The organism is Pontibacter sp. HSC-36F09 (assembly GCF_024171605.1).
Lineage (GTDB): Bacteria > Bacteroidota > Bacteroidia > Cytophagales > Hymenobacteraceae > Pontibacter.
In genome coordinates this window covers 664,308-687,830 of sequence record NZ_JALKAA010000003.1, presented here as the reverse complement: position 1 = coordinate 687,830, position 23,523 = coordinate 664,308, and the positions used below count along the sequence as shown (strand labels likewise).

The following is a 23,523-nucleotide window of genomic DNA, read 5'->3' as shown; positions in this document are numbered from 1 at the left end:
ATGAAACGCTATACCTTATACCTGTTCATGTTGATCTCCCTTGGTTTCACAGCCTGTCAGCAGGAAGTGGCCCATGAAGAAGACAGTTGCTGCACCAAACCACTGGCCGCTGAAGAACTGCCCGACGGCACCGGCAACCTGGCTAAACCTACTGCCGGGCTAACTGATATGTCGCTTTACCAACTCGAGTCTGACTGGCAGAACCAAAACGCTGAGGCCTTGAAGCTGCAGGAATTCCAGGGCAAAGTGCAGCTGGTGGCCATGGTCTATACCCATTGCGGGTATGCCTGTCCGCGCATCATTGCCGACCTGAAGCGCATCGAGATGGGACTGGACCAATACAAGCGGGAAGACATAGGGATCGTGCTCGTGACCATGGACCCCGCCCGGGACACACCGGAGCGGCTGCTGGATTTTGCCAAGTCCAACAACCTGGACCCGAAGCGCTGGACACTGCTGACCAGTGAGCAGGATAACATCCGAGAGCTGGCCGCCCTGCTGAACATGAAGTACAAAGTAGAACTTGACGGCGAGATTTCCCACTCCAACATCATCACGGTGCTCAATGAAAACGGCGAGATCATCCACCAGGCCGAAGGACTTGGCGTAGAACCCGATGAAACCGTTAATGCCATCAAAGGCCTGCTGCAGAAAATTTAAGGTATAGTCTTTAATGAAAAATCCCTGGACGATGCACTTGCATGCGGTTCAGGGACTTCTGCATGTATAGTAATTAATCAGAAATCACACTTTAACGAAGCTTTCCACCAGCCAATGCCCTCAACTTGAGATAATGCTCTTGGTGACATCCATGTCCAGAAGCTTTATAGAGGGCCCCTACCCCCAACTGTTGGGAATGTCCACATCCCCGTGCTTAGGTTTGCAGGTATACGGGGATTAGGAAATCCCCTACCGCATGCTTTCGGATTGATAGATCCAAAAGAGCCTGTGAGCCCGTCTGCAGGTATACGGGGACAAGGATGTCCCATGCAGACAAAAACTCGGTTATGTAAGTCCGGATCAGAAGTTAATTATTTTGCGGTTTAGGAATTTAGTGACGCAGTAAAGTTTAGATAAAATGACGGCATCAGGTGTACTGTGCAAAACAGTATTGCAGGTGCACGATTCGGACAGGTCGCGACCTGTCCCTACAAAAAACTAATCCTGCAGTAACTCCATATTCACTCCATCACTCCATCACTCCATCACTCCATCACTCCATCACCCCTTCCCTCGCATCTGCTTCTCCATTGCATCCCACATTTCCTGCGGGATCTGGTCGAAGGCATTGAATTCACCGGCGCCGTAGAGCCACTCGCCACCGTCTATCGTCACCACTTCCCCATTTACAAAGGCGGCGTAGTCAGACACCAGATAGGCGGCCAGGTTAGCCAGTTCCTGGTGCTCGCCGAAGCGGCCGACAGGTATACGCTTCACCGGGTCGAGTTTATCGGCAAGCTGTTTCGGGAAGAGACGGGTCCAGGCGCCTTCGGTAGGGAAAGGTCCGGGAGCGATGGCGTTGGAGCGGATGCCGTACTTAGCCCACTCAGAAGCCAGGGAGCGCGTCATGGCCAGCACGCCGGCTTTGGCGCAGGCTGAAGGCACTACATAACCGGAACCGGTCCAGGCGTAGGTGGTTACAATGTTGAGGATGGTTCCCTCCTGCTTCTGCTCAATCCAGTGTTTGCCCAGCGCCAGGGTACAGTTGTAGCTTCCCTTGAGGACGATGTCGGTGATCACGTCGAAGGCTTTGTGGCTGAGGCGCTCTGTCGGGCTCACGAAATTGCCTGCGGCATTGTTGACCAGCACATCCACCCTGCCGAATTTGTCGAGCGTGGCCTGCAGCATGGCTTCGATTTCGTTGTACTTGCGCACATCGCAGGCAACGGCCAATACCTGACCACCGGTTTCCTGCATCAGCTCTTCGGCAGCTTTTTCGAGCACTTCCTGTTTGCGGCTGCAGATCACGGCGTTGGCACCGAGCTCCAGAAAATATTTTGTCATGGAGCGGCCCAGGCCGGTGCCGCCACCCGTTACCACAATGGTTTTGCCTTTCAGCGCGCCTTCTTTCAGCATAGGTTCTGCCTTCATCGTCTTATTTTGTTTGTTTTAAAAAGCTAACGTATAATTGTCAGGGCTGACTAGCTAAAGATAAGAACCAAAGGCGAAAATAAGAGTAAAAGAAGCATTCTTTTGCTGAAGCAATATAAAACTATGGATCTAAAAACTATTGAAGCAGAACTGAAGGCGGCAACCGACGGACTGCTCATGATGAGCGAAACAGACGCCCCTTTTGAATTCTACCATGCCGAAAACTTCCGGCACGAGAAACTGGATAAAGAGACCGTGCTACGACTGGCGGGCATGCCCGCCGAATATCCTTTCGAGGAACTGGAATTAGGTTATTTTTTCCGGAACATGACCCAAGCAAGACCAGAGGCAGGTGAAGAAGGTATGCAGCAGGCAAACCGCTTCCAGCACCTGGAAAAGAAACTGCACGAGCTCTTAGAAGATGTGAAGGTATACCGCGTCGGTGAAACGCAGAAACTGGTGCTGATACTGGGCCGCACATCCGATGGCGAGATTGCCGGCCTCAAAACCTTGGTAGTTGAAACCTGATCAAACGAAAAAATCCCCGACTGGAGCAGCCGGGGATTTTTTTATAGAGAGATGACGTAGCTATACCTCAGGAGGTCGGACCATTGTCCACCCGGGCCTCTATCACTTCCTGAACCGCAGCAGACACATTGGAGAGCACATCATAACCCGTCTTGCTCTCGATTGCGTCCACAGTTGTGCGGTAGGTTGCCCAACTGGTGCTAATGCTGTTGGAGTTCGGGGTGTCGATCGCGATTACACGGGTGCTGTTTGTCACGCGACCCACATCATTTGTGCCCTCCGGCAGCACCATGATCACTTTCCATATCCGGTTCGGCACCGTTACCTTGCCGCCCGCCAGTGTCTCCTTGTAGCCTGCGCTACCTGTCCCGCCTTTGCCATATTGCCCCATGATAATATAGAGTTCATTGCCCTGGCTTACCAGTTTGCGGCAATAGTTCTCCAGATTGGCCCAGGTCTGCTGGTTGTTTGTCGGTGCCTGCGGAATCATGTTGGACATCAGGAAGGTGTCCGAGTTATCTGTGACCGTAAGCGTACGATCCGCTGACGGCGTGTTATGTCCACGATCGAACCCACTGCCCGTGTAGTCTGATGGAAGCACTCTGTAAAAGTTGTCCGGCAGCGTGTTGTCCCCCCGAAAGTCATCCTGACGCGGTGTACTGCCCATCCAGGCGCTGCTCAGGTGCCAGCTCACCCAGTTAGGCGTGCCGCGGTAAGAATTGTAAGACATGGCGTACTGTTCCTTTTGGATAAAGTAATTCGAAAAACCCGTGTTTGCGTCGCTCGGATTACCCATAGCTAGGTTGTCACCTTTGGGAACCACTTCGTCTCCTTGCGAACACGATACCAACATCCATCCGACAAAGGCGAAATAGGATATGCGTTTAAAGCTCTTTAGCATTTTGTAAACTTTCATTGAGGCGGTAAAATTGCCATTCTGACTCGAAGCACGCAGTATCTGAACTTCATATTCACGAAAGTTTATATAAAAACGTAGAACAGCACTTGATTGACCCTATGTAATTGCTAGTATCTATAAATAATTGGTTCAGATTGATACTAAATGAGGCGGGCAGGATCTGTACAACAAGTTAGCAACGGCTATACCTAAAAATGATCTTGTAGCAGCTTGTTGGCCGCGATAATGCCGCTCAGGCAGACGCCTACGATCCCCTGCCCCGGATAGACGGTATCCCCGCAAACATAGGCGCCTTTGTGATCGAGCCGGGCGTCTTTCATTTGCCAGGGCTTGATGTCGCGGTACTGCGGATAGCCGCCCACCATGCCGTAGGCTCTTTGCGTCCAGAAGATCCAGGCGCCGGGGGTGGCCGAATCCAGGTATAGGATGTCTGCCCGTTTCAGCATACCTAATTCCTCCATTTTGGTGATGATGGCTTCTTGCAATTGCCTTTTGTCATAAATCCGAAGAGCAGCCGGGTCGGGAACGTGCGTGCTGATCGCTACTACCCGCTCCCCTGCCTTCGCTCTGAATTCGTCAGCCGGGTGACTGTAACTGACAAAGAAGCTCTTACTGCCGATCAGTGGCAGACCCTCCGGCACGTGCACCTGGTGGTGCAGCACAGGTATAGCAGGTGCATGGCGGAGCGCGATGGCCATGGTGAAGGCGCCATTCAGCTTCTCAGAAGGCAATAAGTAAGGCCTTAATTTCTGCCTGACCTTCTCGTCTTGAAATAACTGATAAGTATCGTTCAGCGGAATACCACTGATCACAAAGCGGGAACGGTAGGTACCTGCCATACAACGGACTTCGTAACCGTCTGACTGAGGCACAATCTGGTTTACATGGTGCCGGTACAAAATGGTGCTGCCTTGTTTGTTCAGGTATAGCTCAAGTGCCCAGGCCAGCCCGATCATGCCACCTTCCACATAGTAGTTGCCAAACAAGGTATAGCATAGAGCAGTTGCGCCGAACAGTTCATTCACTTCCTCCAGGTGGTTTTGTGCCGTGATCAGCAGCTGCTCGTTCACGAAGTCAGTGAAAAGTTTATTGTCCAGCAGACGATACCGTTTGAGCAAGTCCTTCATGGTTCTGAAAGCTCCCGGCAACAGAGAAAGCTGATGCGGGCGCACTTGTCGCATAGCCTGCCACAGGTCCTGCACATTCGAAAATGGAAATGATTGTTGCTCCAGCGAAGTGCGCCATACCTGCTGGCTAACGCGGTAGCAGTACTCCCAGAAAGGCCGCTGACCCTCCGGTCCAAACACGCGCTCCGCTTCTTCAATCCAGGCTTCGAGATTGCCATAGCGTGTCAGTAGTTGCCCATCCGGCAGATGCACCTGCATAGGAGTTTGGAGTTGAATCAAAGGGAGTTCTATACCTGTCTGATCGAGCAGGTAGCGCAAGGGCATGTGCTCGTCCAACCCGACCAGGGTAGTGGCCCCCGTCTCAAACCAGTAGCCTTTGCGTTTGTAAGAAGAGGCGCAGCCACCAGGGTACTTGGCCTGCTCCAGCACAGCTACTTTCAATCCTTTATTCGCAAGCAGGGCAGCGGCTGTGAGCGAACCAAAACCAGAGCCGATCAGGATGACATCGTACTGCATGTATGTATAAATTTAGGCTTACCTTTGTCGCAAACGTTAACAAGTGAGCTTACGGAATGTTAACTACAAAACACCAAAGCGATGCAAAAGAAAGCTGACATCAGTGTCATGGGTTGCGGCTGGCTCGGCCTTCCGCTGGCAGATGCCCTGGTACGTTCCGGCCACAGGGTAAACGGATCCACTACTTCCGAGCCAAAACTGGAGACACTCCGCCAGGCAGGTATAAATCCCTTCCAGGTTAACCTCTCTGATCCACAACTAGACCAACAGGTACTCGAAGATTTTCTGCAGGCGGAGGTGCTGGTGCTCAACATCCCTCCTAAGCTTCGTGCTGATGGCGGTGAGAGTTACCTGCAACAAATGACTGTATTGCGCAAGGCACTGCTAGCTTCGCCCGTTAGCCGCGTGCTGTTCGTATCCTCGACCTCGGTATACCCAGAGCTCAACCGGATTGTGACGGAGGAAGACACCAGCTTTACCGATGAACTTGACCCGAACAATACACTCCTAAAGGTTGAACGGATGTTCCAGGACAGTGAGAACTGGGTGTGCACGGTGGTACGCTTTGGCGGACTGGTTGGAGTCAACAGGCAGCCGGGTCGCTTCCTGGCAGGCAAGCATGATTTGCCAAACGGCGATGCGCCTGTCAATATGATCCACCTCGAAGACTGCCTGAACATACTGGAGCGCATTATCGCGCAGGAAAAATGGGGCCAGGTATACAACGCCTGCGCAGACGAGCATCCGAGCCGGAGAGCTTTCTACGAAGCTGCCGCAAAAGCCCTTGACCTGGAATCCCCGACTTTCAAAGATATGGAAGAAACCCATTTTAAGCTGATCAGTAGCCAGAAATTGAAAGACGACCTGTCCTACGTTTTCTCCTACCCCGATCCAATGGCCTTCTTTTAGCCGTTTAACAATTTAGCAATTCGTTAACATGAAAATAGTAGTGATAGGTGGCGGGGCGGCGGGCTATTTTGGTGCCATCGCCTGTGCGCAGTCCAATCCTAAGGCACAGGTGACCATCCTCGAGAAGAGCAACAAGCTTTTATCGAAAGTGAGGGTTTCGGGTGGCGGCCGCTGCAACGTGACGCATCACTGTTTTACACCTACGGTTTTTGCGCAGCATTACCCTCGAGGCGCCAAACAGCTAAAGGAGGCTTTCAAGACCTTTGGGGCAACCGAAACGGTGGAATGGTTCGAGAGCCGGGGCGTGAAGTTGAAGGCAGAGCCCGACGGGCGCATGTTTCCGGTGACTGACAATTCACAGACCATCATAGACTGTCTGCAGCGTGAAGCTGCTAAAACCGGTGTGGAGGTGAAAACAGGTATAGCCGTGGAGCGCATCGAGCCACGGGCTGAGAACCGAGGCTATACCTTATACTTGAACAACAACCGTGAACTGCAGGCCGACCGGGTGCTGGTGAGCACTGGAGGCAACCCCAAAAGCCAGGGTTATGATTGGCTGCGGGCGCTCGGGCATACTATCCAGGAGCCGGTCCCTTCCCTCTTTACCTTCAACGTGCCGGGCTCACCGCTCAAAGAGTTGCAAGGGGTCTCGGTGCCGCAGGCCAGGGTACGCATAGCCGGTCAGAAACTGGAGTACGAAGGGCCGTTGCTGATCACCCACTGGGGCTACAGCGGTCCGGCTGTTCTCAAACTTTCCGCCTGGGGCGCCCGCCTGTTTTACGGCATGGACTATCGATTTACGGCTATGGTCAGTTGGGTGCATGACCAGACAGAGGAAAGCCTGCGTGAGCACCTGCACAATTTCCGCAAGGCGCACCCCAAGAAGGTAGTGTCCACCAACCCGCTTTTCGGTTTGCCGCAACGACTGTGGAAAGCGCTGACAGGTATAGCCGGTATAGGTGACGAAGTGAAATGGGCCGAACTGCCCGCTAAAAACACGAACAAACTGGTGGAGGCCCTGCTCCGGATGCCCGTCGAGGTGGACGGTAAGACCACGTTTAAAGAAGAGTTCGTGACCTGCGGTGGTGTGGACCTGAGCCAGATCAATATGAAAACGATGGAAAGCCGTCTGCACCCGGGTCTGTATTTTGCCGGTGAAGTGCTGGATGTGGATGGCATTACGGGTGGTTTTAATTTTCAGTCCGCCTGGACGACCGGATACCTGGCGGGCCGGGCCATGGCCGCTTCCATATACTAGCATAGCGATATATCCATTTTGGTAACAAAAACTGGTGGAATGCAGTACATCAGCATACAAAAACTAAAAAAAATATTACTATGGAAATTAATAAAGAAGTTCACTCAACCGTTCACCATCTTATTGAAAGATGCAAAGATGGTGTAAAGGGCTATAAAACTGCTGCCGAAGACGTTGAAGACCAGGACCTGAAAGACCTGTTCCGTAAATACGCTGTGCAGCGCGACAGCATGATCACTGAGCTGCAGGACCAGCTGCACAAAATGGGAAAGACGGATGACGAGACCAGCTCCATCGAAGGCACCCTGCACCGCGCCTGGATCGATATCAAAGCTGCCCTTTCTTCGAAAGACAGAAAGCGCATACTGGAAGAGTGCGAGCGCGGTGAAGACTATGCCGTGAAAGCGTACGAAGAAGCGATGCAGAAAGACCTGCCAGGTGAACTGAAGCCAATCATAGCGCAGCAGTACCAGGATGTGAAAAACGCGCACGACCACATTCGTTCACTTCGTGACAGTGCCTGATTTCTTATAAAAGGTAGATAAAATAAAAAAGGAGCTGCAAAAGCTCCTTTTTTTGTGCCTCCGGCTTTTGCGGAAGGTATGGGCGGGTATAAAAGTAATAAGCCTGACATCCGTCTGATGTCAGGCTTATCAGTTCTAACTGCGTAAAACAGTAGAATAATCTTCCAACCTTTTTATGATACCTTCTTTAACGGAAAGGTATAGCCAAGGTTACGAGCTTCTGGATAAATATTTTAAAACAAAAAGGCTGACGTTTCAAGTCAGCCTTTTCTAACAATTCGAAGCTTTTACACTTCAAGCGTTGTATACCTATTTATACGATTCTACCTTTTGGCAGGTTCGGACAATTAGAATCTTTTTTTGCGGAATCCGCCACGATCACCACCGCTGCTGCGACGGTCACCGCCTCTGAAAGAGTCACGGTCGCCACGGCCACCGAAACGGCTTCCACCGCCTCCGTATCCGCTGCCACCGCCTTCTCTGCGTGGTCCACGATCACGTTCGCCACCATAGCCTCCGCGGTCACGATCACCAAAACCACCACGGTCGCCACCGCCGAAGCGCTTGCCACCACGATCGGCTCCCCGGTCACTGAAACCGAAGTCTTCTCTATTGCCGCCACCAGCTTCGCCTTCTTTCTTCTGCGATTTTTCTACGATCACGGTGCGTCCGTCCACTTCGATGCGGCCCACTTTCTGCAGAATGTCAGCCGTGTATTCGGTTGGCACCTCTACAAAGCTAAACTTATCGTACAGGTCGATGTCGCCTACTTTAGAAGCAGGTATATCAGCGTTCTGGCTCAACAGGTCGATCAGATCTTTAGGATGCACACGGTCTTTTTTACCGATGGTGATGAACAGACGGTCGAAACCGGCTTTTGGTCCACCCATGCTTTTTTCTGCCTCTTTGCCAGCTTCTTTTGTCTTGGCTTCTTTCAAAGACATCTTCAAAAGAGCAGCAGCGATCTCAAGGGAAGTATATTCTTCGTTTACCAGGCTTTCGATTTTGGCAATGTGCTTGGTCAGGTTGCCCTTCTCCAGTACTTCACGCACCTTCTCCAGGTATACGCTGGTACGCAGCTCATTCACGTCATCGTAAGTAGGTACCTGCTGAAGCTGGATATTGGCTTTGGTATAGCGCATGATATCCTTCAGCTTGTACATGTCAGAGCGACCAGACACGAAAGAGAAGGCACGGCCAGACTTTCCGGCACGGCCTGTACGACCGATACGGTGCACGTAGGCTTCTTCGTCCTGCGGGAGGTCGTAGTTGAATACCGCCTCTACGTTATCCACGTCAAGACCACGGGCAGCTACGTCAGTGGCTACCAGTATCTCCAGCGTTGCGTTACGGAACTTGCCCATCACGTTAGAGCGCTGGTTTTGGTTCAGGTCACCGTGCAGGGCATCGGCGAAATAGCCACGGGCCTGCAGGTTAGTAACCAGTTCATCCACCATACGCTTGGTATTGCAGAAGATGATCACCGACTTCATGTTGTGCATGTCCAGGATGCGGGAAAGTACTTCCTGCTTCATAGAGTTACGCACCTCGAAGTATACCTGGTCAATGTTGGTTACCGTCAGTTCCTTGTGCACCACTTTCACGACCACCGGATCGGTCTGGTAGCGCTTGGTCAGGTCCATGATCGGCTTGGACATCGTAGCCGAGAAGAAGATCGTCTGGCGCTCTTCCGGCATTTTGCTCAGCACAAACTCGATGTCGTCACGGAAGCCCATGTCGAGCATTTCGTCTGCCTCGTCCAGGATGATCTTTTTGATCTTGTCCAGTTTCAGGGTACCGCGTTCGATGTGGTCCATCACACGGCCCGGCGTACCGATCACGATCTGCACACCCTGCTTAAGGGCACGCAGCTGACGATCGTAAGCCTGTCCACCGTAGATAGGCACAATGCTGATGCCTGGCTTGTACTTAATAAGTTTCTGGATTTCTCCGGCTACTTGAATAGCCAGTTCGCGCGTTGGGCACAGGATAAGGGCCTGTACACTGCGGTCGTTCTCGTCGATGCTCTCAATGGTAGGTATACCGAATGCGGCCGTCTTGCCCGTACCCGTCTGGGCCTGGCCAATAATGTCGCGTCCTGCTAAAACTACCGGGATTGCTTCTGTTTGGATGGGAGATGCTTCTTCGAAGCCCATGTCAGCGATAGCTCGCTGGACTTCCGGCGAAAGCGGAAGCTCGTCAAATCTGATTTTGTTCATTCTGTTATAATAACTTTTTACACTTCATCTGGAGACAGCCTGTCCATAAACCCTTCTTTACGAAAAAGAAGTCCGACAAGAAAAAAAATCAACCAGGTTATGCTCAAAAAAAGCGGTGTAGCCAGTTATACTTAAATCAGACTGATTCCAAATCGGCTGCAAAGATACGCAGAATAAATGAAACCGTCGTCATATGACCTAATTTATTCTTTAACAGACCAGTGCAAAACAATAGGTATTATTCGATTAAAAAATTGTTCTGATTAAATGGTGAACTATTATATTTATTTCAAATTATTTTTTATTTTGCGTCAAAATACTCCAAAAAATTATTGAAATAAGAAACTGCGATTTTGTTTGCCCGTAAATGGACTACATTCACACTAGAAATCAAGCCATTAACTATTATTAAAGTTTTTCATTGGTATATCCAATAAGAAGCTCGTAGTTTAGTATATAACAGGATCAAAATCAGTTCAATTTTAAATTGTGCCAAGCTAGCGTGATTTATATAGGCGATTTATCCGGTTTTGGTATCTAGTTGTTGTCTCCGCCCCCTTCCCTTTGCCTGAAAGCAAAATTTGAAGCCTGAACTATAAAAATGAAATTTCACTATTTAAAAATACCGTAGAACTTTAACCCTTTAATCCTTTCTAATTATGTTACACTTCTCCAAAATTACAGCTAAAAGCAGGGACTTTCATTTGATCGCCTCTGGCGCACTGGCCTTTAAGATCCATAACAAGATCCTGAAAGACGAAGACTTCATGAAGGGAGCCAAGGTCTCACGCAATCTGCTGCCAAACAATGCAGTTATCAAGACCGATAAAAGTGAGGCTAAAGTGTTCTTTGTGATCATCTCGGACCTGGACAAAATGAATGCTTCCAGCTTGTGTAACATGATTGCCAAGGAACGCGCAAAAGGCAGTTATGCCGTATGCCAGGTGATTCCAATGTATTACAACGAGCCCTCTTTCAAGGCGCTGAAAATGCTGCGTCAGAATTTTGATGAAGTGATTGAACTGAACAAACTGACCCTGGGTGGTGGTAAAGCGCTGATGAGCACTGAGCAGCAGCACTGCATCATAGCAGATTACTCTATCTCGATGGCTCGTATTGTGCGAAATGTTTGCGTAAACGACCATGCTCCTGCCAAGGAGAAAGAAGAAAAGAAAGGGCAGATCGTATACGCATAACCCTTTACTATATATAGAAAGGCAACAGGCTCCTTCGCGCAAGCGGGGGAGCTTTTTGTATTTTATACCTTGACGGACAAACACTTGCTTTGAGCACTCATTATTTTAAACCCTGGCGCTGGCATAAGCCCCACAGGAAATGTATCTTTAGAATCCCGTTTAAAGCTGCCCGCTATGTCGCCAAACTTCAAGATACTCTCCTCCTCAGCAGGTTCCGGTAAAACCTATACCCTGACCAAAGAATACCTGAAACTTGCGCTCCATAGCACTGACCCGGATTATTACCGTTCCATCCTGGCAATCACGTTTACCAACGATGCCGCCGCAGAGATGAAGGAGCGCATCCTGGGGGCACTGCGCAATTTTAACGACCCCAACCTGAGTGGAGGGGAACTGCTGAAGAGTGAAGACTTATTGGACAAGATCACAGCTGAATTGCAGGTTCGCTACCCGGAAGAAAGCTTTGACAAAGAGCAAATCCGCCAGCGAGCCGGTCGCCTTTTTACGCAAATCCTGTACAATTACAGCGACTTCTCTGTCAGCACCATCGACAGCTTTGTCAACAAGATCGTGCAGGCCTTTACGAAGGAGCTGAACATACCCTACAATTTTGAAGTTGACCTCGACTCGCAGACGCTGGTGAGCTCTGCTGTGCAACTGCTACTGGACAAGGTGAGCAACCGGAAAGACGATCTGCTCTCGGAAACGCTGGAACACTATGCGCTGGAAAAAGCCCGCGAAGGACGCAGTTGGAATACCCTGGCCGATGACCTGGCTGACTTTGCCAAAAATTTGTTGAACGAACAGGTATACGAAGCGGTAACAGATCTGCAGGGACTCACGCTGGAGGATTTCAGGGAGATCCGGAAACAACTGAAAACTTTGCAGGAAGGTATACTGGCCGCCCTGCAGGAAGATGCCGGGAAGGCGCTACAGGCTATTGAGCAGGCGGGCCTCTCCCCTTCCGACTTTTTCCAGGGCAACCGGGGACTTTACGGCTACTTCAGCAAATTTAACCGCGAAGCAGACCTTACTTATGGCAACAATTACGCCCGCCAGACGGTGGAAGATGATAAATGGTACGCTGGCAAGGCCTCCACGGCTACCAAAAACCAGATCGACAGTATACGCCAGCTGCTCACGGATCTCTATTATAATATTGAGTCGATAAAAGAGCAGTATGCCGGTACATTTACTCTGATCTCGGCGGTGGTGCCGCATTTATATAAGGTGTCGGTGCTGAACGAGCTGGAGAAATGCCTGCAGGAAATTAAGCTCGACCGTAACACGGTGCATATTTCGGAATTCAACAAGCGCATCATCGACATTGTGCTCAAGGAGCCTGTGCCCTTTATATATGAACGACTCGGTGAGAAGTATAACCACATCCTGATCGATGAGTTTCAGGACACTTCGGTACTGCAGTGGAACAACCTGCTGCCGCTTGTCGACAACGCCCTGGCTTCCGGGCACTTTAGCATGGTGGTGGGGGATGCCAAGCAGGCAATTTACCGCTGGCGCGGCGGGGAGATGGAACAAATCCTGCACCTTTACAAAAACAACACGCACCTGCTCTACGAAAACCGTCGCCATGGCAACATGATCCGGGAGCGCTACGAATCTGTGCGTGAAAACCTAGCTCCTGATGTGCTGCAACAGAATTTCCGTAGCCGCCGCGAGATCATCGAGTTCAACAACAAGCTCTTTACTTTCTTTAGTGAGCAACACAAGGTATACGGCACCTTCACCTCCATCTACGATGACAAGTTTGTGCAGGAAGCACCCATAACAGGGAAGGCCGGCGGGCATGTGCAGATCATGTTCACTTACCCTGATGATCTGAATTATAAGTACGACCTGAGCAGCTGCGTGCGCACAGAAATATTTTACGATGACTATACCCATGAACAGGAACTCAGCTATGATGCCAGTACGCTGAATATGGTGATCGAACTCGTGCGGCAGGGACTGAACGATGGCTATACCTTAAAGGACATGGCGATACTCTGTCGCACCAATGCCAAGAGCAAGCTGATTGCCAATTTCCTGAAGGAAAAGCAGTACGATATCATCTCGCAGGATTCGCTTTCGCTGCAGTTTGCCGAAGTGATCAATCTGATCATTGCCATGTTCCGGGTATTCAACCGCCCGAACGACACGCTCGCCAAATCAGAGGCGCTATACCTGATCTATACTGTTACGCAGGGTAAAGTGCCTACCACAGAACTGGCCCAAACAATCGCCCGCATTTCCAACCAGACGGATCCGCAACTGTTCTTCAACTACCTGCGCAAAGTAGGTTTTGATGTGAAGGAACGTGAGACGGGCAATTTGTCGCTCTATGAACTTACCGAGCAGCTGATCCGCATTTTCAATTTGCTGGGGCACAACAACGAATGCGAGTACCTGTTCCGTTTCCTGGATCTGGTGCTGGAGTATAGTCTCAAGAACAGTAATAACCTCAATAATTTCCTGGCTTATTGGGATGTGCAGAAAGAAAAACTCAGCATCAACACGCCCAAAGACCGAAACGCCATCACGATCACCAGCATTCATAAGGCCAAGGGGCTCGCCTACCCGATTGTTATCATTCCGTTTGCGGACTGGAGCACCGAGCCGCAGACCAGGGCATTGATGTGGAGCCGTCTTTCTGATGAAAACAAAGTGATGGGCAAATTGCGCAGTGTGGCCGTGAACATCAGTTCCAGACTGGAGCATACCGAACTGGCCGAACAATACAATACCGAGATCGAGAAGACCTTTATTGAAAACCTGAACATGCTCTACGTGGCCCTCACCCGCCCCAAGGACAGGCTATACCTGATCGGCAACGGAAAGGACCTGCTGGAGGAGCATAAGGCACAGAAGGCACTGGAAGGAACAGCCAAAAATGTGAGTCACCTGCTCTACCGCTACCTGGTGGCAGAGGGGCTTTGGGAACCCGGCAAGCTTTGCTACCAAGTATACGCGGGTCAGAAAACGAAACAGGATAGTGGCAGCCGTGAAATCGGGCCTGTCTATACCTTGGATTACCTCCAAACCAATGATTGGGCACAGCGACTTCAGCTCAAGCAGCACGCCAACAACGTGTTCGACTTTGAGACGCAGACCGAGCAGCGCATTCTGAACAAAAAGCTGCACTATGCCCTCTCCCGCATTCTGACCGCGGCACAACTTGATGACGTGCTGCGCCAGATGGTATACCAAGGCATTATCAGTGACCGGGAAAAGCCTGTATTGAAAGAACGCTTGCTCCAGGTGGTCAATCATCCGCAGATCAGTCAATACTTTTCGGGTGATGTTATTGTGGAGCACGAAAAAGAGCTGCTCGACGCCCGCGCCTACCTCTACAAGCCCGATCGGGTGGTGTTTGATGGGGACCAGGTGGTGTTGCTGGAGTTCAAATTGCCGCCTCCGCTGGAAGAGCACCGCAATAAACTCGATCATTACGCTGTGCGCTTCAAGCAACTGGGCTACGATAAAGTAAAATGCCTGCTTTATTACTTTGATACCGAAGAACTGTATGAATGGTCTTATGGCGGCAAAAGCCAGCAAATAGGCCTGGCATTATAACACTTACCTGACATTAACAACCAATCATAAAATGGACAAAGCAGCTCAAACCATGATCGATAACCTGGAAAAGAACACCGGGAAATCTCTTGGAGAATGGATTGGCGTGGTGCAGGGCACAGGCCTTCAGAAACACGGTGAGATTATAAAATATCTGAAATCTGACCACGGATTCACACATGGCTTTGCCAATTTGGTCGCGCTTAAAACGAAAGGAACGGATGCCGGATCGGCAGAAAAACCGGAAGATCTGATAGAAAAGCAATACAAAGGAAAAGAGCAGCTCCTGCCTGTTTATGAGGCACTGACTGCGCAGCTAAAACAATTTGGTGCTGATATAGAACTGGCTCCCAAAACTGCCTATGTGAGTGTGCGCGGCAAAAAGCAGTTTGCCCTGATCCAGCCTTCTACCAAAACCAGGTTAGACGTTGGTATCAACCTGAAAGGCCGGGAACCGGAAGGCAGGCTGGAAAAGTCAGGCAGTTTTAATGCCATGTGTTCGCATCGTGTAAAGCTGCAACACGCAGATGAAGTAGATGCCGAGCTGATTGGCTGGCTGAAAGCGGCCTATGATGAAGCCAGGTAGGGTATAGCTGCAAGGTATAGGTATAGCAGTTAGGTTAACAGTAATCAAGTAAGCGATCAAAGGGAAAAAATGGAACAGAGAATTACACTAATCACATTAGGCGTCAGGAATTTGCAGCGTTCAAGAGAGTTTTACCAGAACATCTTTGGCTGGCAGCCTCTCGAAACCAGCACAGAAAGCATTATCTTCTTTCAGCTGAATGGCCTGCAACTGGCACTGTTCCCGCAAGAGTCGCTGGCAGATGATGCGGGCTTGGAAGCTGACGGCAAGGGTTTTAAAAGTTTCTCGCTGGCTTATAATGTGCACTCCGAAAAAGAAGTGGATGAACTGGTGGCAGAACTTGCCGGCAAGGGTGTCCGGGTGCTCAAGCAACCGGAAAAAGTATTCTGGGGAGGCTACAGCAGCTACATCGCCGACCCGGATGATAACCTCTGGGAAATAGCCTATAACCCCTTCATGACGATGGATGAAAAGGGAAACGTTGGGAGTTAAAAAGTTCGATTACCTATGAGGACAGGTCTTAAACCAATGTCAACTTTAGGAACAAGGAGCGGGAATTGTCATCTCGAAAGGATTGAGAGATTTGGATTATTTTAGGCTTACAATACTTCAGATTTCTCCCCAAGCGAGGGCCCCTACCCCAGGTCGAAATGACAAAAGATACTTACTATGAAGGTGTCGGGTCACAGTCTGGCCGTATCGTGCACTAACAATTTAACCTTCAACAAAATTTAACAATTCACTCCATCACTCATTCACTAAATCACACAATAACAAAGTGCAGACCTTTCTTGAGCTAGCGGCAAAATACGTATACGAGAAGTATAAAGAGAACATCAGCGAACTGTGCATTGTGCTGCCGTCGCGTCGTGCGAGTTTCTTTTTCAAGAACGCCTTGGCGCAGGCTGCTCCTGAACCTATCTGGTCGCCGGAGGTGTCAGGTATGGAGGATTTCATTACCAAGCTGGCTAAGGTGGATGTGCTGGAGCCGATCAATCTGCAGCTGGAGCTCTACGACCTGATGCGGGAGCAGGACCCAAACCTCGACTTCGACCAGTTCATCACCTGGGGTGGCACGCTGCTCGACGATTTCAGCCGCATTGACCAAAACCTGGTAGATACTTCTAAGCTATTTGAGTATGTGAGTGAGGCCAAAGCGTTGGAGCGCTGGGACCCTGCGAACCTGGGTAAAGAACTGACGCCTGCTGTCAAAAAATACTTCAGTCTCTGGAATAACATCGAGAAGACCTACCATAACCTGAAAAACCACCTGGAGGAGCGCAAGCAGGCCTACACAGGTATGGCTTTCAAGATCGTTTCCGATAACATAGAGCAGCTGGCCAAGTCACCGGAATGTGCCCAGTACCTTTTCATTGGCCTTAATGCGCTTACTAATTCAGAGGAGAAGATCATCCGCACGCTACTGAAGCACAACAAGGGTGAAGTACTGTTTGATTCCGATGACTTTTACATGGAAGATGGTACCCCAAACCGGGCGGGCAGTTTCCTGCGCAGGTATAAGAGTACCTGGAATCTGCCGGAATGGCGCTGGCAACAGAATTTACTGCTTACCGACGAGAAAGAGATTAACGTAATCGGGGTGGCCAATGCGAGCATGCAGGGCAAACTGGCCGGGCAGCTGATCCAGGAAATCCGCCAACGTGACAAACACGCGCAGGTAGCAGTGGTAATGCCTGACGAAACACTGCTGCTTCCGGTGCTGCACTCTATACCTGAAGAGGTGCCGAATTATAACGTAACGATGGGACTTAGCTTCAAAGGTACGCCGCTCTACAACCTGATCGATCTGCTTTTTGATGTGCACCTGACGGGCGTGACGCAGCTGCAGGAGTCGGGTTACAAGGTATACCAGTACCATCACCTGACGGTGACCAAGCTGCTCTCCCACCCTTTCATCCGCAGGTATGAGCTATACCTGAACGAGCAACCCGACAAGCAGCAACTTCACGGCTTTGTACAGCAAGTGCTCGACCAGATCGTGCAGGACAACCGCGTGCTCATCACGGCCAACGACTTGCTGAAAATGGGCAAGCACGAGCCGCTCTTTGAAGTGCTGTTCAAGTCCTGGCGCGACTGCGACGACATCATTGCCTCGCTTTACCAGCTGATCGATCTGCTGCATAAAATGTACAGTCACCAGCCCAGCACCATTGAAACCGAATACCTCTATATTTTCTATACCATTGTCAAGCGACTCGATACGATTTTCGACTGTCGTGAGCAAAAGATTTCAGTGCGCAGTTTCCGCAAGTTCCTCAACGAACTGATTGGGCGTCAGCGTTTACCTTTCAGCGGAGAGCCTATCTCGGATCTGCAGATCATGGGTATGCTTGAAACCCGTGCGCTCGATTTTGAGAACCTGATCATCCTGTCGGTGAACGAAAACACGCTGCCGGCTCCGAAACGGCACGAGTCGCTGATGCCCTTTGATGTGCTGAAGCAATTCGGACTTCCTACCTACGCTGAAACGGAAGGTGCTATGGCCTATAACTTTTACCGCCTGTTGCAGCGCGCCAAAACTGTGAACCTGCTCTATGTATTGCCTTCCGATACCTATGGCTCGGGCGAGAAAAGCCGTTTCATTCTGCAGCTTCAAAACGACCTAGCGCTACGCAACCCGAAGATCAAATTTCGCGACCTGACGGCCACGGTGGAGCTGCGCGATCAGAAGAAATATGACGAGGATATTGTCATTCATAAAGATGCTCAGACACTGGAGCAACTGCGGCAGGAACTGAAGCGTGGTCTCTACCCCTCGCACCTGAACATGTACATCAACTGTTCGCTACAGTATTACTTTAGTCGCATTGCCAAGATCAGGGAAATTGACGAGGTAGAAGAACAACTCGGTGCCGACCAGTTTGGTACCATCGTGCACCAGGTGCTGGAGGATTTTTTCCGTCCTTTTGAGCAGAATGGCAAACCTATCGAGAAGCCGCATGTGGAGCAGATGCTACAGGAGCTGCCAGCCAAGGTAGAAGCTGAATTTAAGAAAGTAACACGCGGTGCTACGCCAGAACGCGGCATGAATTTCCTGCTTTTCAAAGTAGCCGTGCAGGTGCTCGAAAAGTACCTGGAGAGTCTGCTCAAATCGGACGACGAACTGCCGCTCTATGTCCTGCGCCTTGAAGAGCAACTGGAAACCACCCTGCAGGTTCAGGTCGGCGACGAACTTATACCTGTAAAAGTGGCTGGTAAAGCCGACCGCATCGACCTGAAAGGTGCAGAGCTGCGCGTAATCGACTACAAAACCGGTAAAGTAGAACGCAACCAGGTGAGTGTGAAGCCGGATGATGTGGACCTGCATTTTATCACCTCGCCTAAGTATGATAAAGCGCGACAGCTGTGGCTCTATGAGTACATCCTGCAGCGTAACCTACAGCAGAAGCCGGAACTACTGCTCCGTAATGCAGCTCACATGGACCCTGCACGGATTGTGCCGAAATCAGGTATACTATCGTTCCGTAATCTCGACGCCGGCGTCCTGACAGCAGATTTTCCTTTTGAACAGGCAACAGGTCAGGATTTTATTTCAGCATCCGAAGCTTTACTCACGCGCTTTGTGCAGGAATTGCTCGACCCGAATGAAGTGATCCGGAAAACGAAGGAGCTGGAAATCTGTCAGTACTGCCCTTATCGGGGGATTTGCGCGCGATAATCAGAAAGTATCAGATTTTCACAATATTGTTTTAGCTGAGCATGCAACGTTCTGGCAATTATGGGTATCATACCTTAAAAAGAAAGCCTATGAAACGATTGATGCTATTCAGACACATTATCCTCTTCTGTTTATCACTGTTCCTCTTTTCGTGTGAGAAAGAAGAAATATCAGAGCCGATTGAAGTCATCATGCCCCTGCAGGTCGGCAATGAATGGGTGTACGACCAGATAGAATACAATACCGATGGAGATGTGCTATCAAAAAGCTCGTTTAGACGGCAAGTGATGAAAGACACCCTGATCAATAAAACCACCTGGTACGTTCTGAACAACGGCATGATCGTCCGCAATGACAAGGACGGTTATGTGTACTATAGAAAAGATGCCAGAGAGCACTATATCACCTACCCTAGTCCGGAAATGTCAGGCATTGCTTATGGGTATCAGTATCCTAACTATACCTTGTGGATCTACCACAGAAGAGCAAAGGACTTGGTCACTATACCTGATTCGCCCCATGCTAACCAAGCCTATGAGTTCAGCTTTGAAAGGCAAACCGAACAAAAAGCATCTTCTTCACTAAGTACTACCTGGATGAACGAATACGTGACGCCCGAAATTGGGATGATCCGGACAGATTGGTACTATGCTGACTCGGAAAAACTGATGCGGCGCTATGAATTGGTAAGCTACCGCGTGCAGTAAATGGCAGGATGGCTATACCTGTTTTCTGAAATGGTATACCTGATTTTTTGATATTAGCTCCAAAAAATCAGGTATCGTTTATATAGAGCTTCCGGTATTCTGCGTTGATAGAACAGATCATCTTTCATACTTCATACATTTTTTGTAATATCGGATTCTTAATATTTCTCGATAAACCTGATTGCATTGCGTACCTCTATTATCACCCTTTTTCTTGTACTGTCATCAATTGCCGTTTACGGTCAGAGCACTATCCTGGAGGCTGTTGCGATGCCCGGTGACGGTATCTATACCTTGTTGCGCCGTCACGGACTCAATCCTTCGGAGCATCTTCAAAAATTCGTGGAGATCAACAAAGACCGTTTCGGCAAAGACCATGGCCTGATTGTCGGGAAAACCTATACCTTACCTGAAAGCGTCACTTCAACCGACAACACCACCGTGGCTAGCGACAATACCCGGGTAGCCGCTGTGGACAGTAAAACACGTACTGATCTGACTGCTGAACCTGCCAAGATTTCTGCCCGAGTGCTTGAAACGCCGCTGTTTGGCGAGAAGTATTCCAAAGTGGAGGTGAAAAGTACAAAGCTGCAGGGCGCGGTATACTACCTCAGTTCCGGCCATGGCGGACCCGACCCGGGCGCTGTGGGCAAATATGGCAGCAATGACTTGGCCGAGGATGAGTATGCTTACGATGTGACTATCCGTTTGGCACGGGTACTGATGGAACAAGGGGCCACAGTGTATATGATCGTGCAGGACGCTGACGATGGCATTCGTGATGAGGGGGTGCTGAAGATGGACCGTGATGAAATCGTATACCCCAACAAGAAAATTCCGCTAAACCACAGTGCCCGCCTGCGCCAGCGCACAGAGGCCGTAAATGGTCTATACCTTAAACATAAGGGCGCCTACCAGCGCATGTTGGCCATCCACGTCGATAGTCGTAGCGAAAGCCAGAACATCGATGTCTTCTTCTACCACCACGAAAACAGCAAGGACGGCGAGCAGCTGGCCAAAAATATTCACCAGAAGTTCACGAACAAGTACAGGCGCTACCAACCCAACCGCGACTACTCAGGAAATGTAACGCAACGCAGCAGCCTTTACGTCATTAAGTACAGTCATCCGCCCACCGTATTTATCGAGCTCGGCAATATTCGCAACGTAAAGGACCAGCGCCGCTTCGTAATAGCTGATAACCGGCAGGCATTGGCCAACTGGATTTACGAAGGGCTACTCTCCGATTACACATCTGAATAAAAAGCAGGCCGGGCACTACAAATAGTGTCCGGCCTTTTGCTTTAAAATTCTTCCTAACTATCCAAGCAGGTAAGACTGCCTATACCTGAACCGGCTAATACATCTCACCTTCTCTTCTTTTTGTTTGATCTTTTTTGACGACGCTCTTAGATAAACATCCTACCCAGGGAAATACCTCTATTAATCAGTTCCGTCATCAAACGCATCTCTTCTTCAAGGGCAGATTTCTTCAATTCTATTTCAGTTTACAAGAAGTCAATCGGAAAGGACATTAAAATGTAATTGCTTGATTCTGAGCTATTCAGAACAAAACGATATGGCCTGCGTTATTGTTAATGTTTAGACTATGATTATTCAAATACAAATTATTGTAAACTCCTAATGCTATACCTATGAAAAGAATTTACCTTCTATTTACATTATGCGCTTTTTTTACAACAGGCTCGCTTCTGGCGCAGGACACTTTAAATATTGAAAAGCCCCAGACATCGGCTGCGGTGGCTAACGAATCTATTCAGCAAGGTAACTGGCTAGTAGGTGCCAGTATTGGCTCAATCGGTTACAATTTCAAATCCGAAACATTCCAGCTAATACTCGAGCCGAGAGCTGGCTATTTTATAAGCGACAATGCCGTACTTGGTGTGCAGGCCCAGATCGGCCTCATGCTTTATGACGGCGGTGAAAACTTCAGTTATGGACTGACTCCTTTTGCACGCTATTATTTTCCGGAAGGTGCCTCCCCTAGCAGCCGCTGGTTTGGCGAAGCGTTGGCTGGTTTTGCCGGCAGTTCGCTAAAAGACAGTGATGGCGACCGCATTTTCAGTTCCGTGCTGGGCTTACGGGCAGGCTATGCGCATTTTGTTGCCCGCAACGTTGCCATTGAAGCCACACTAAACTATACCCGCACCAGTGCCGATGTTTCAGTCGATACCAGCACTTCCGGTCTTTCGGTCGGTGTCGGTTTTCAGATTTACCTGCCAGGTCGCGGTACTATGTAGAACACGCTACACTCTAAATAAAAAGCCCGTCTCTTCAGCAGAGGCGGGCTTTTTATGTCTCGTCTTATACGTTACGGTAGTACTTTCTCGATCAAATGTCTGCTGCCATCAATTTTATGGGTATAGGGTAAGCCTAAAATCTCAGCGATCAGCGGGTATACATCCACATTTTCGAAAGTTTCTACTTTTGTGTTCTGTTTAAAAGCGGGTCCCCAAGCATAAAAGGTAGCGTGCATCTCCTTTACTTTGGTGGCGTCGTAACCGTGCTGGCCGGGAGATGGCGGACGTGATGAAAAATGAAATACCTTTGGGGCATCCGACAGCAGCAGGATGTCACCTACGCGGCCGTACTTATCATCTTTGGCTCCGTAGTGCAGGTGTTTGGGCATTTTGTTTTTCCTGTATACCTGGTAGTCCCTGGCTTCCTTCTTCAGTTTGCGATAAGTGGGCTTTATGGCTTTTTTGTCTTTGGCATGCAGTTCCACAACCATCCCTCCTCCGGATACCATAAACTTGGCCGTATCGATGGCAGCAGGCATGGGAAGTGTGTTCTTTGTATCTACCTCCAGCATTCCATGATCCGACACAAACACGTAATTGACAGGCAAGCCTGTTTTGGCAACAGCTTCGGTCAGCATTTGCAAGTGCTTGTCTAGTTCTAATACAGCCTCCTTAGTTTGTGGCGCATCCGGGCCATAGCGGTGACCGGCGTGGTCTACCTCGGGTAGGTAAAAAGTGATCAGATGCGGCCGCTTTTCGGCAGGCAAATTCAACCAGTCAACTACTGTCTGGATGCGACGCTCAATCGGCAATACCTCGCTGTACTGGTAATGATAAGTAGGCAGTATACCTTGCACGGGTGCTTCTGAGCCAACCCAGAAAAAACTGGCCGCTACCATTTGCTGCTGTTCTGCCAGCACCCAAAGTGGTGTGCCGCCATACCAGGTGCCATCTTCCACTTTGCTGCGGTCGCGCATGCTGTAGTGTTCCTTGCGTTGCGGGTCGTAAAAGTAATTGTTGATCAGGCCGTGGCTGGCAGGGTATAGCCCCGTCACAATAGAATAATGATTCGGGAACGTCTTGGACGGAAAAGCCGGCAGCATCGACTCTGCTTGTACTCCCTGAGCCCGCATGGACTTCAGAAAGGTAGCGTCATACTTATCGGCATAATCATAGCGAAAACCGTCTGCCGAGATCAGGATCACATAAGATTTCTGCTGTTGCGACGGGCTGTTATACCTATCCTGGATAACGCGCTGCACTGTGTCTACTTGTGCGAATGCCAGTCCTTGCCAGAGCAGGCAAACCAGCAAAACGAAGATCTGTTTCATGGAGCGAAGATACGGCAAATGCTGCGTAGCTACCAGTCTGCTTGTTTTAAATTACTGTTAAGCGTGGGCAGGAGACGAATGAATTAACGAATAGATGAA

18 protein-coding genes are annotated in these 23,523 nt (G+C 49.8%); 13 read left to right on the top strand and 5 right to left on the bottom strand.

Annotation, left to right across the window (positions count from 1 at the left end):
* On the top strand, positions 1–660 hold the full coding sequence (locus tag L1278_RS12915; RefSeq protein WP_253405040.1) for an SCO family protein: 660 nt from the start codon (positions 1–3) through the stop codon (positions 658–660).
* A gap of 561 nt (positions 661–1,221) precedes the next feature.
* Here L1278_RS12915 and L1278_RS12910 read toward each other — a convergent pair.
* The gene (locus L1278_RS12910; protein ID WP_253405038.1) at positions 1,222–2,091 is read right to left on the bottom strand and encodes an SDR family oxidoreductase; all 870 of its coding nucleotides are present in this window, start codon (positions 2,089–2,091) and stop codon (positions 1,222–1,224) included.
* 123 nt (positions 2,092–2,214) lie between these two features.
* Here L1278_RS12910 and L1278_RS12905 point away from each other — a divergent pair, with 123 nt between their 5' ends.
* Positions 2,215–2,619, top strand: a complete 405-nt coding sequence (locus L1278_RS12905) for a nuclease A inhibitor family protein (protein ID WP_253405036.1) — start codon at positions 2,215–2,217, stop codon at positions 2,617–2,619.
* Between the two features lie 67 nt (positions 2,620–2,686).
* Here the strand turns inward: L1278_RS12905 and L1278_RS12900 are convergent, their stop codons facing one another.
* Both L1278_RS12900 and L1278_RS12895 read right to left on the bottom strand, forming a co-directional pair.
* Positions 2,687–3,415: a DNA/RNA non-specific endonuclease gene (locus L1278_RS12900; RefSeq protein ID WP_253405034.1), complete on the bottom strand. Its 729-nt coding sequence runs from the start codon at positions 3,413–3,415 to the stop codon at positions 2,687–2,689.
* Positions 3,416–3,726: 311 nt separating this feature from the next.
* Positions 3,727–5,181: an NAD(P)/FAD-dependent oxidoreductase gene (locus tag L1278_RS12895; protein ID WP_253405032.1), complete on the bottom strand. Its 1,455-nt coding sequence runs from the start codon at positions 5,179–5,181 to the stop codon at positions 3,727–3,729.
* 81 nt (positions 5,182–5,262) lie between these two features.
* On the opposite strand from L1278_RS12895, the gene L1278_RS12890 reads away from it, so the two are divergent.
* From L1278_RS12890 to L1278_RS12880, 3 genes are all read left to right on the top strand, one after another.
* Entirely contained in the window at positions 5,263–6,090 is an 828-nt protein-coding gene (locus L1278_RS12890) for an SDR family oxidoreductase (protein WP_253405030.1), read from the top strand.
* A 28-nt stretch (positions 6,091–6,118) separates the two neighbouring features.
* Positions 6,119–7,348 (top strand): NAD(P)/FAD-dependent oxidoreductase, encoded by a 1,230-nt coding sequence (locus tag L1278_RS12885; protein WP_253405023.1) that lies wholly within the window; start codon positions 6,119–6,121, stop codon positions 7,346–7,348.
* 80 nt (positions 7,349–7,428) lie between these two features.
* The gene (locus tag L1278_RS12880) at positions 7,429–7,872 is read left to right on the top strand and encodes a PA2169 family four-helix-bundle protein (protein ID WP_253405021.1); all 444 of its coding nucleotides are present in this window, start codon (positions 7,429–7,431) and stop codon (positions 7,870–7,872) included.
* A 347-nt stretch (positions 7,873–8,219) separates the two neighbouring features.
* Here the strand turns inward: L1278_RS12880 and L1278_RS12875 are convergent, their stop codons facing one another.
* Positions 8,220–10,091, bottom strand: a complete 1,872-nt coding sequence (locus L1278_RS12875; protein ID WP_253405019.1) for a DEAD/DEAH box helicase — start codon at positions 10,089–10,091, stop codon at positions 8,220–8,222.
* A gap of 659 nt (positions 10,092–10,750) precedes the next feature.
* Between L1278_RS12875 and L1278_RS12870 the strand changes: the two genes are divergently transcribed.
* The 8 genes from L1278_RS12870 (at position 10,751) to L1278_RS12835 (ending at position 22,093) form a co-directional block, all read left to right on the top strand.
* Positions 10,751–11,287, top strand: coding sequence for a hypothetical protein (locus L1278_RS12870; RefSeq protein WP_253405018.1), 537 nt, complete (start codon positions 10,751–10,753; stop codon positions 11,285–11,287).
* 174 nt (positions 11,288–11,461) lie between these two features.
* Positions 11,462–14,860, top strand: a complete 3,399-nt coding sequence (locus L1278_RS12865) for an exodeoxyribonuclease V subunit beta (RefSeq protein WP_253405016.1) — start codon at positions 11,462–11,464, stop codon at positions 14,858–14,860.
* 31 nt (positions 14,861–14,891) lie between these two features.
* Complete coding sequence (locus L1278_RS12860; protein ID WP_253405015.1) at positions 14,892–15,446, top strand: DUF4287 domain-containing protein; 555 nt, start codon at positions 14,892–14,894, stop codon at positions 15,444–15,446.
* Positions 15,447–15,515: 69 nt separating this feature from the next.
* On the top strand, positions 15,516–15,938 hold the full coding sequence (locus tag L1278_RS12855; RefSeq protein WP_253405013.1) for a VOC family protein: 423 nt from the start codon (positions 15,516–15,518) through the stop codon (positions 15,936–15,938).
* A 286-nt stretch (positions 15,939–16,224) separates the two neighbouring features.
* Positions 16,225–19,125 carry a PD-(D/E)XK nuclease family protein gene (locus L1278_RS19675; protein ID WP_253405011.1) on the top strand — a complete coding sequence of 967 codons (2,901 nt, stop codon included), beginning with the start codon at positions 16,225–16,227 and terminating at the stop codon, positions 19,123–19,125.
* An 89-nt stretch (positions 19,126–19,214) separates the two neighbouring features.
* Complete coding sequence (locus L1278_RS12845; RefSeq protein WP_253405010.1) at positions 19,215–19,832, top strand: hypothetical protein; 618 nt, start codon at positions 19,215–19,217, stop codon at positions 19,830–19,832.
* Between the two features lie 177 nt (positions 19,833–20,009).
* Complete coding sequence (locus tag L1278_RS12840; protein ID WP_371927356.1) at positions 20,010–21,095, top strand: N-acetylmuramoyl-L-alanine amidase; 1,086 nt, start codon at positions 20,010–20,012, stop codon at positions 21,093–21,095.
* A gap of 392 nt (positions 21,096–21,487) precedes the next feature.
* Complete coding sequence (locus L1278_RS12835; RefSeq protein ID WP_253405006.1) at positions 21,488–22,093, top strand: hypothetical protein; 606 nt, start codon at positions 21,488–21,490, stop codon at positions 22,091–22,093.
* Positions 22,094–22,164: 71 nt separating this feature from the next.
* Here the strand turns inward: L1278_RS12835 and L1278_RS12830 are convergent, their stop codons facing one another.
* Positions 22,165–23,424, bottom strand: a complete 1,260-nt coding sequence (locus L1278_RS12830; protein ID WP_253405004.1) for an ectonucleotide pyrophosphatase/phosphodiesterase — start codon at positions 23,422–23,424, stop codon at positions 22,165–22,167.
* Positions 23,425–23,523: the final 99 nt, after the last annotated feature.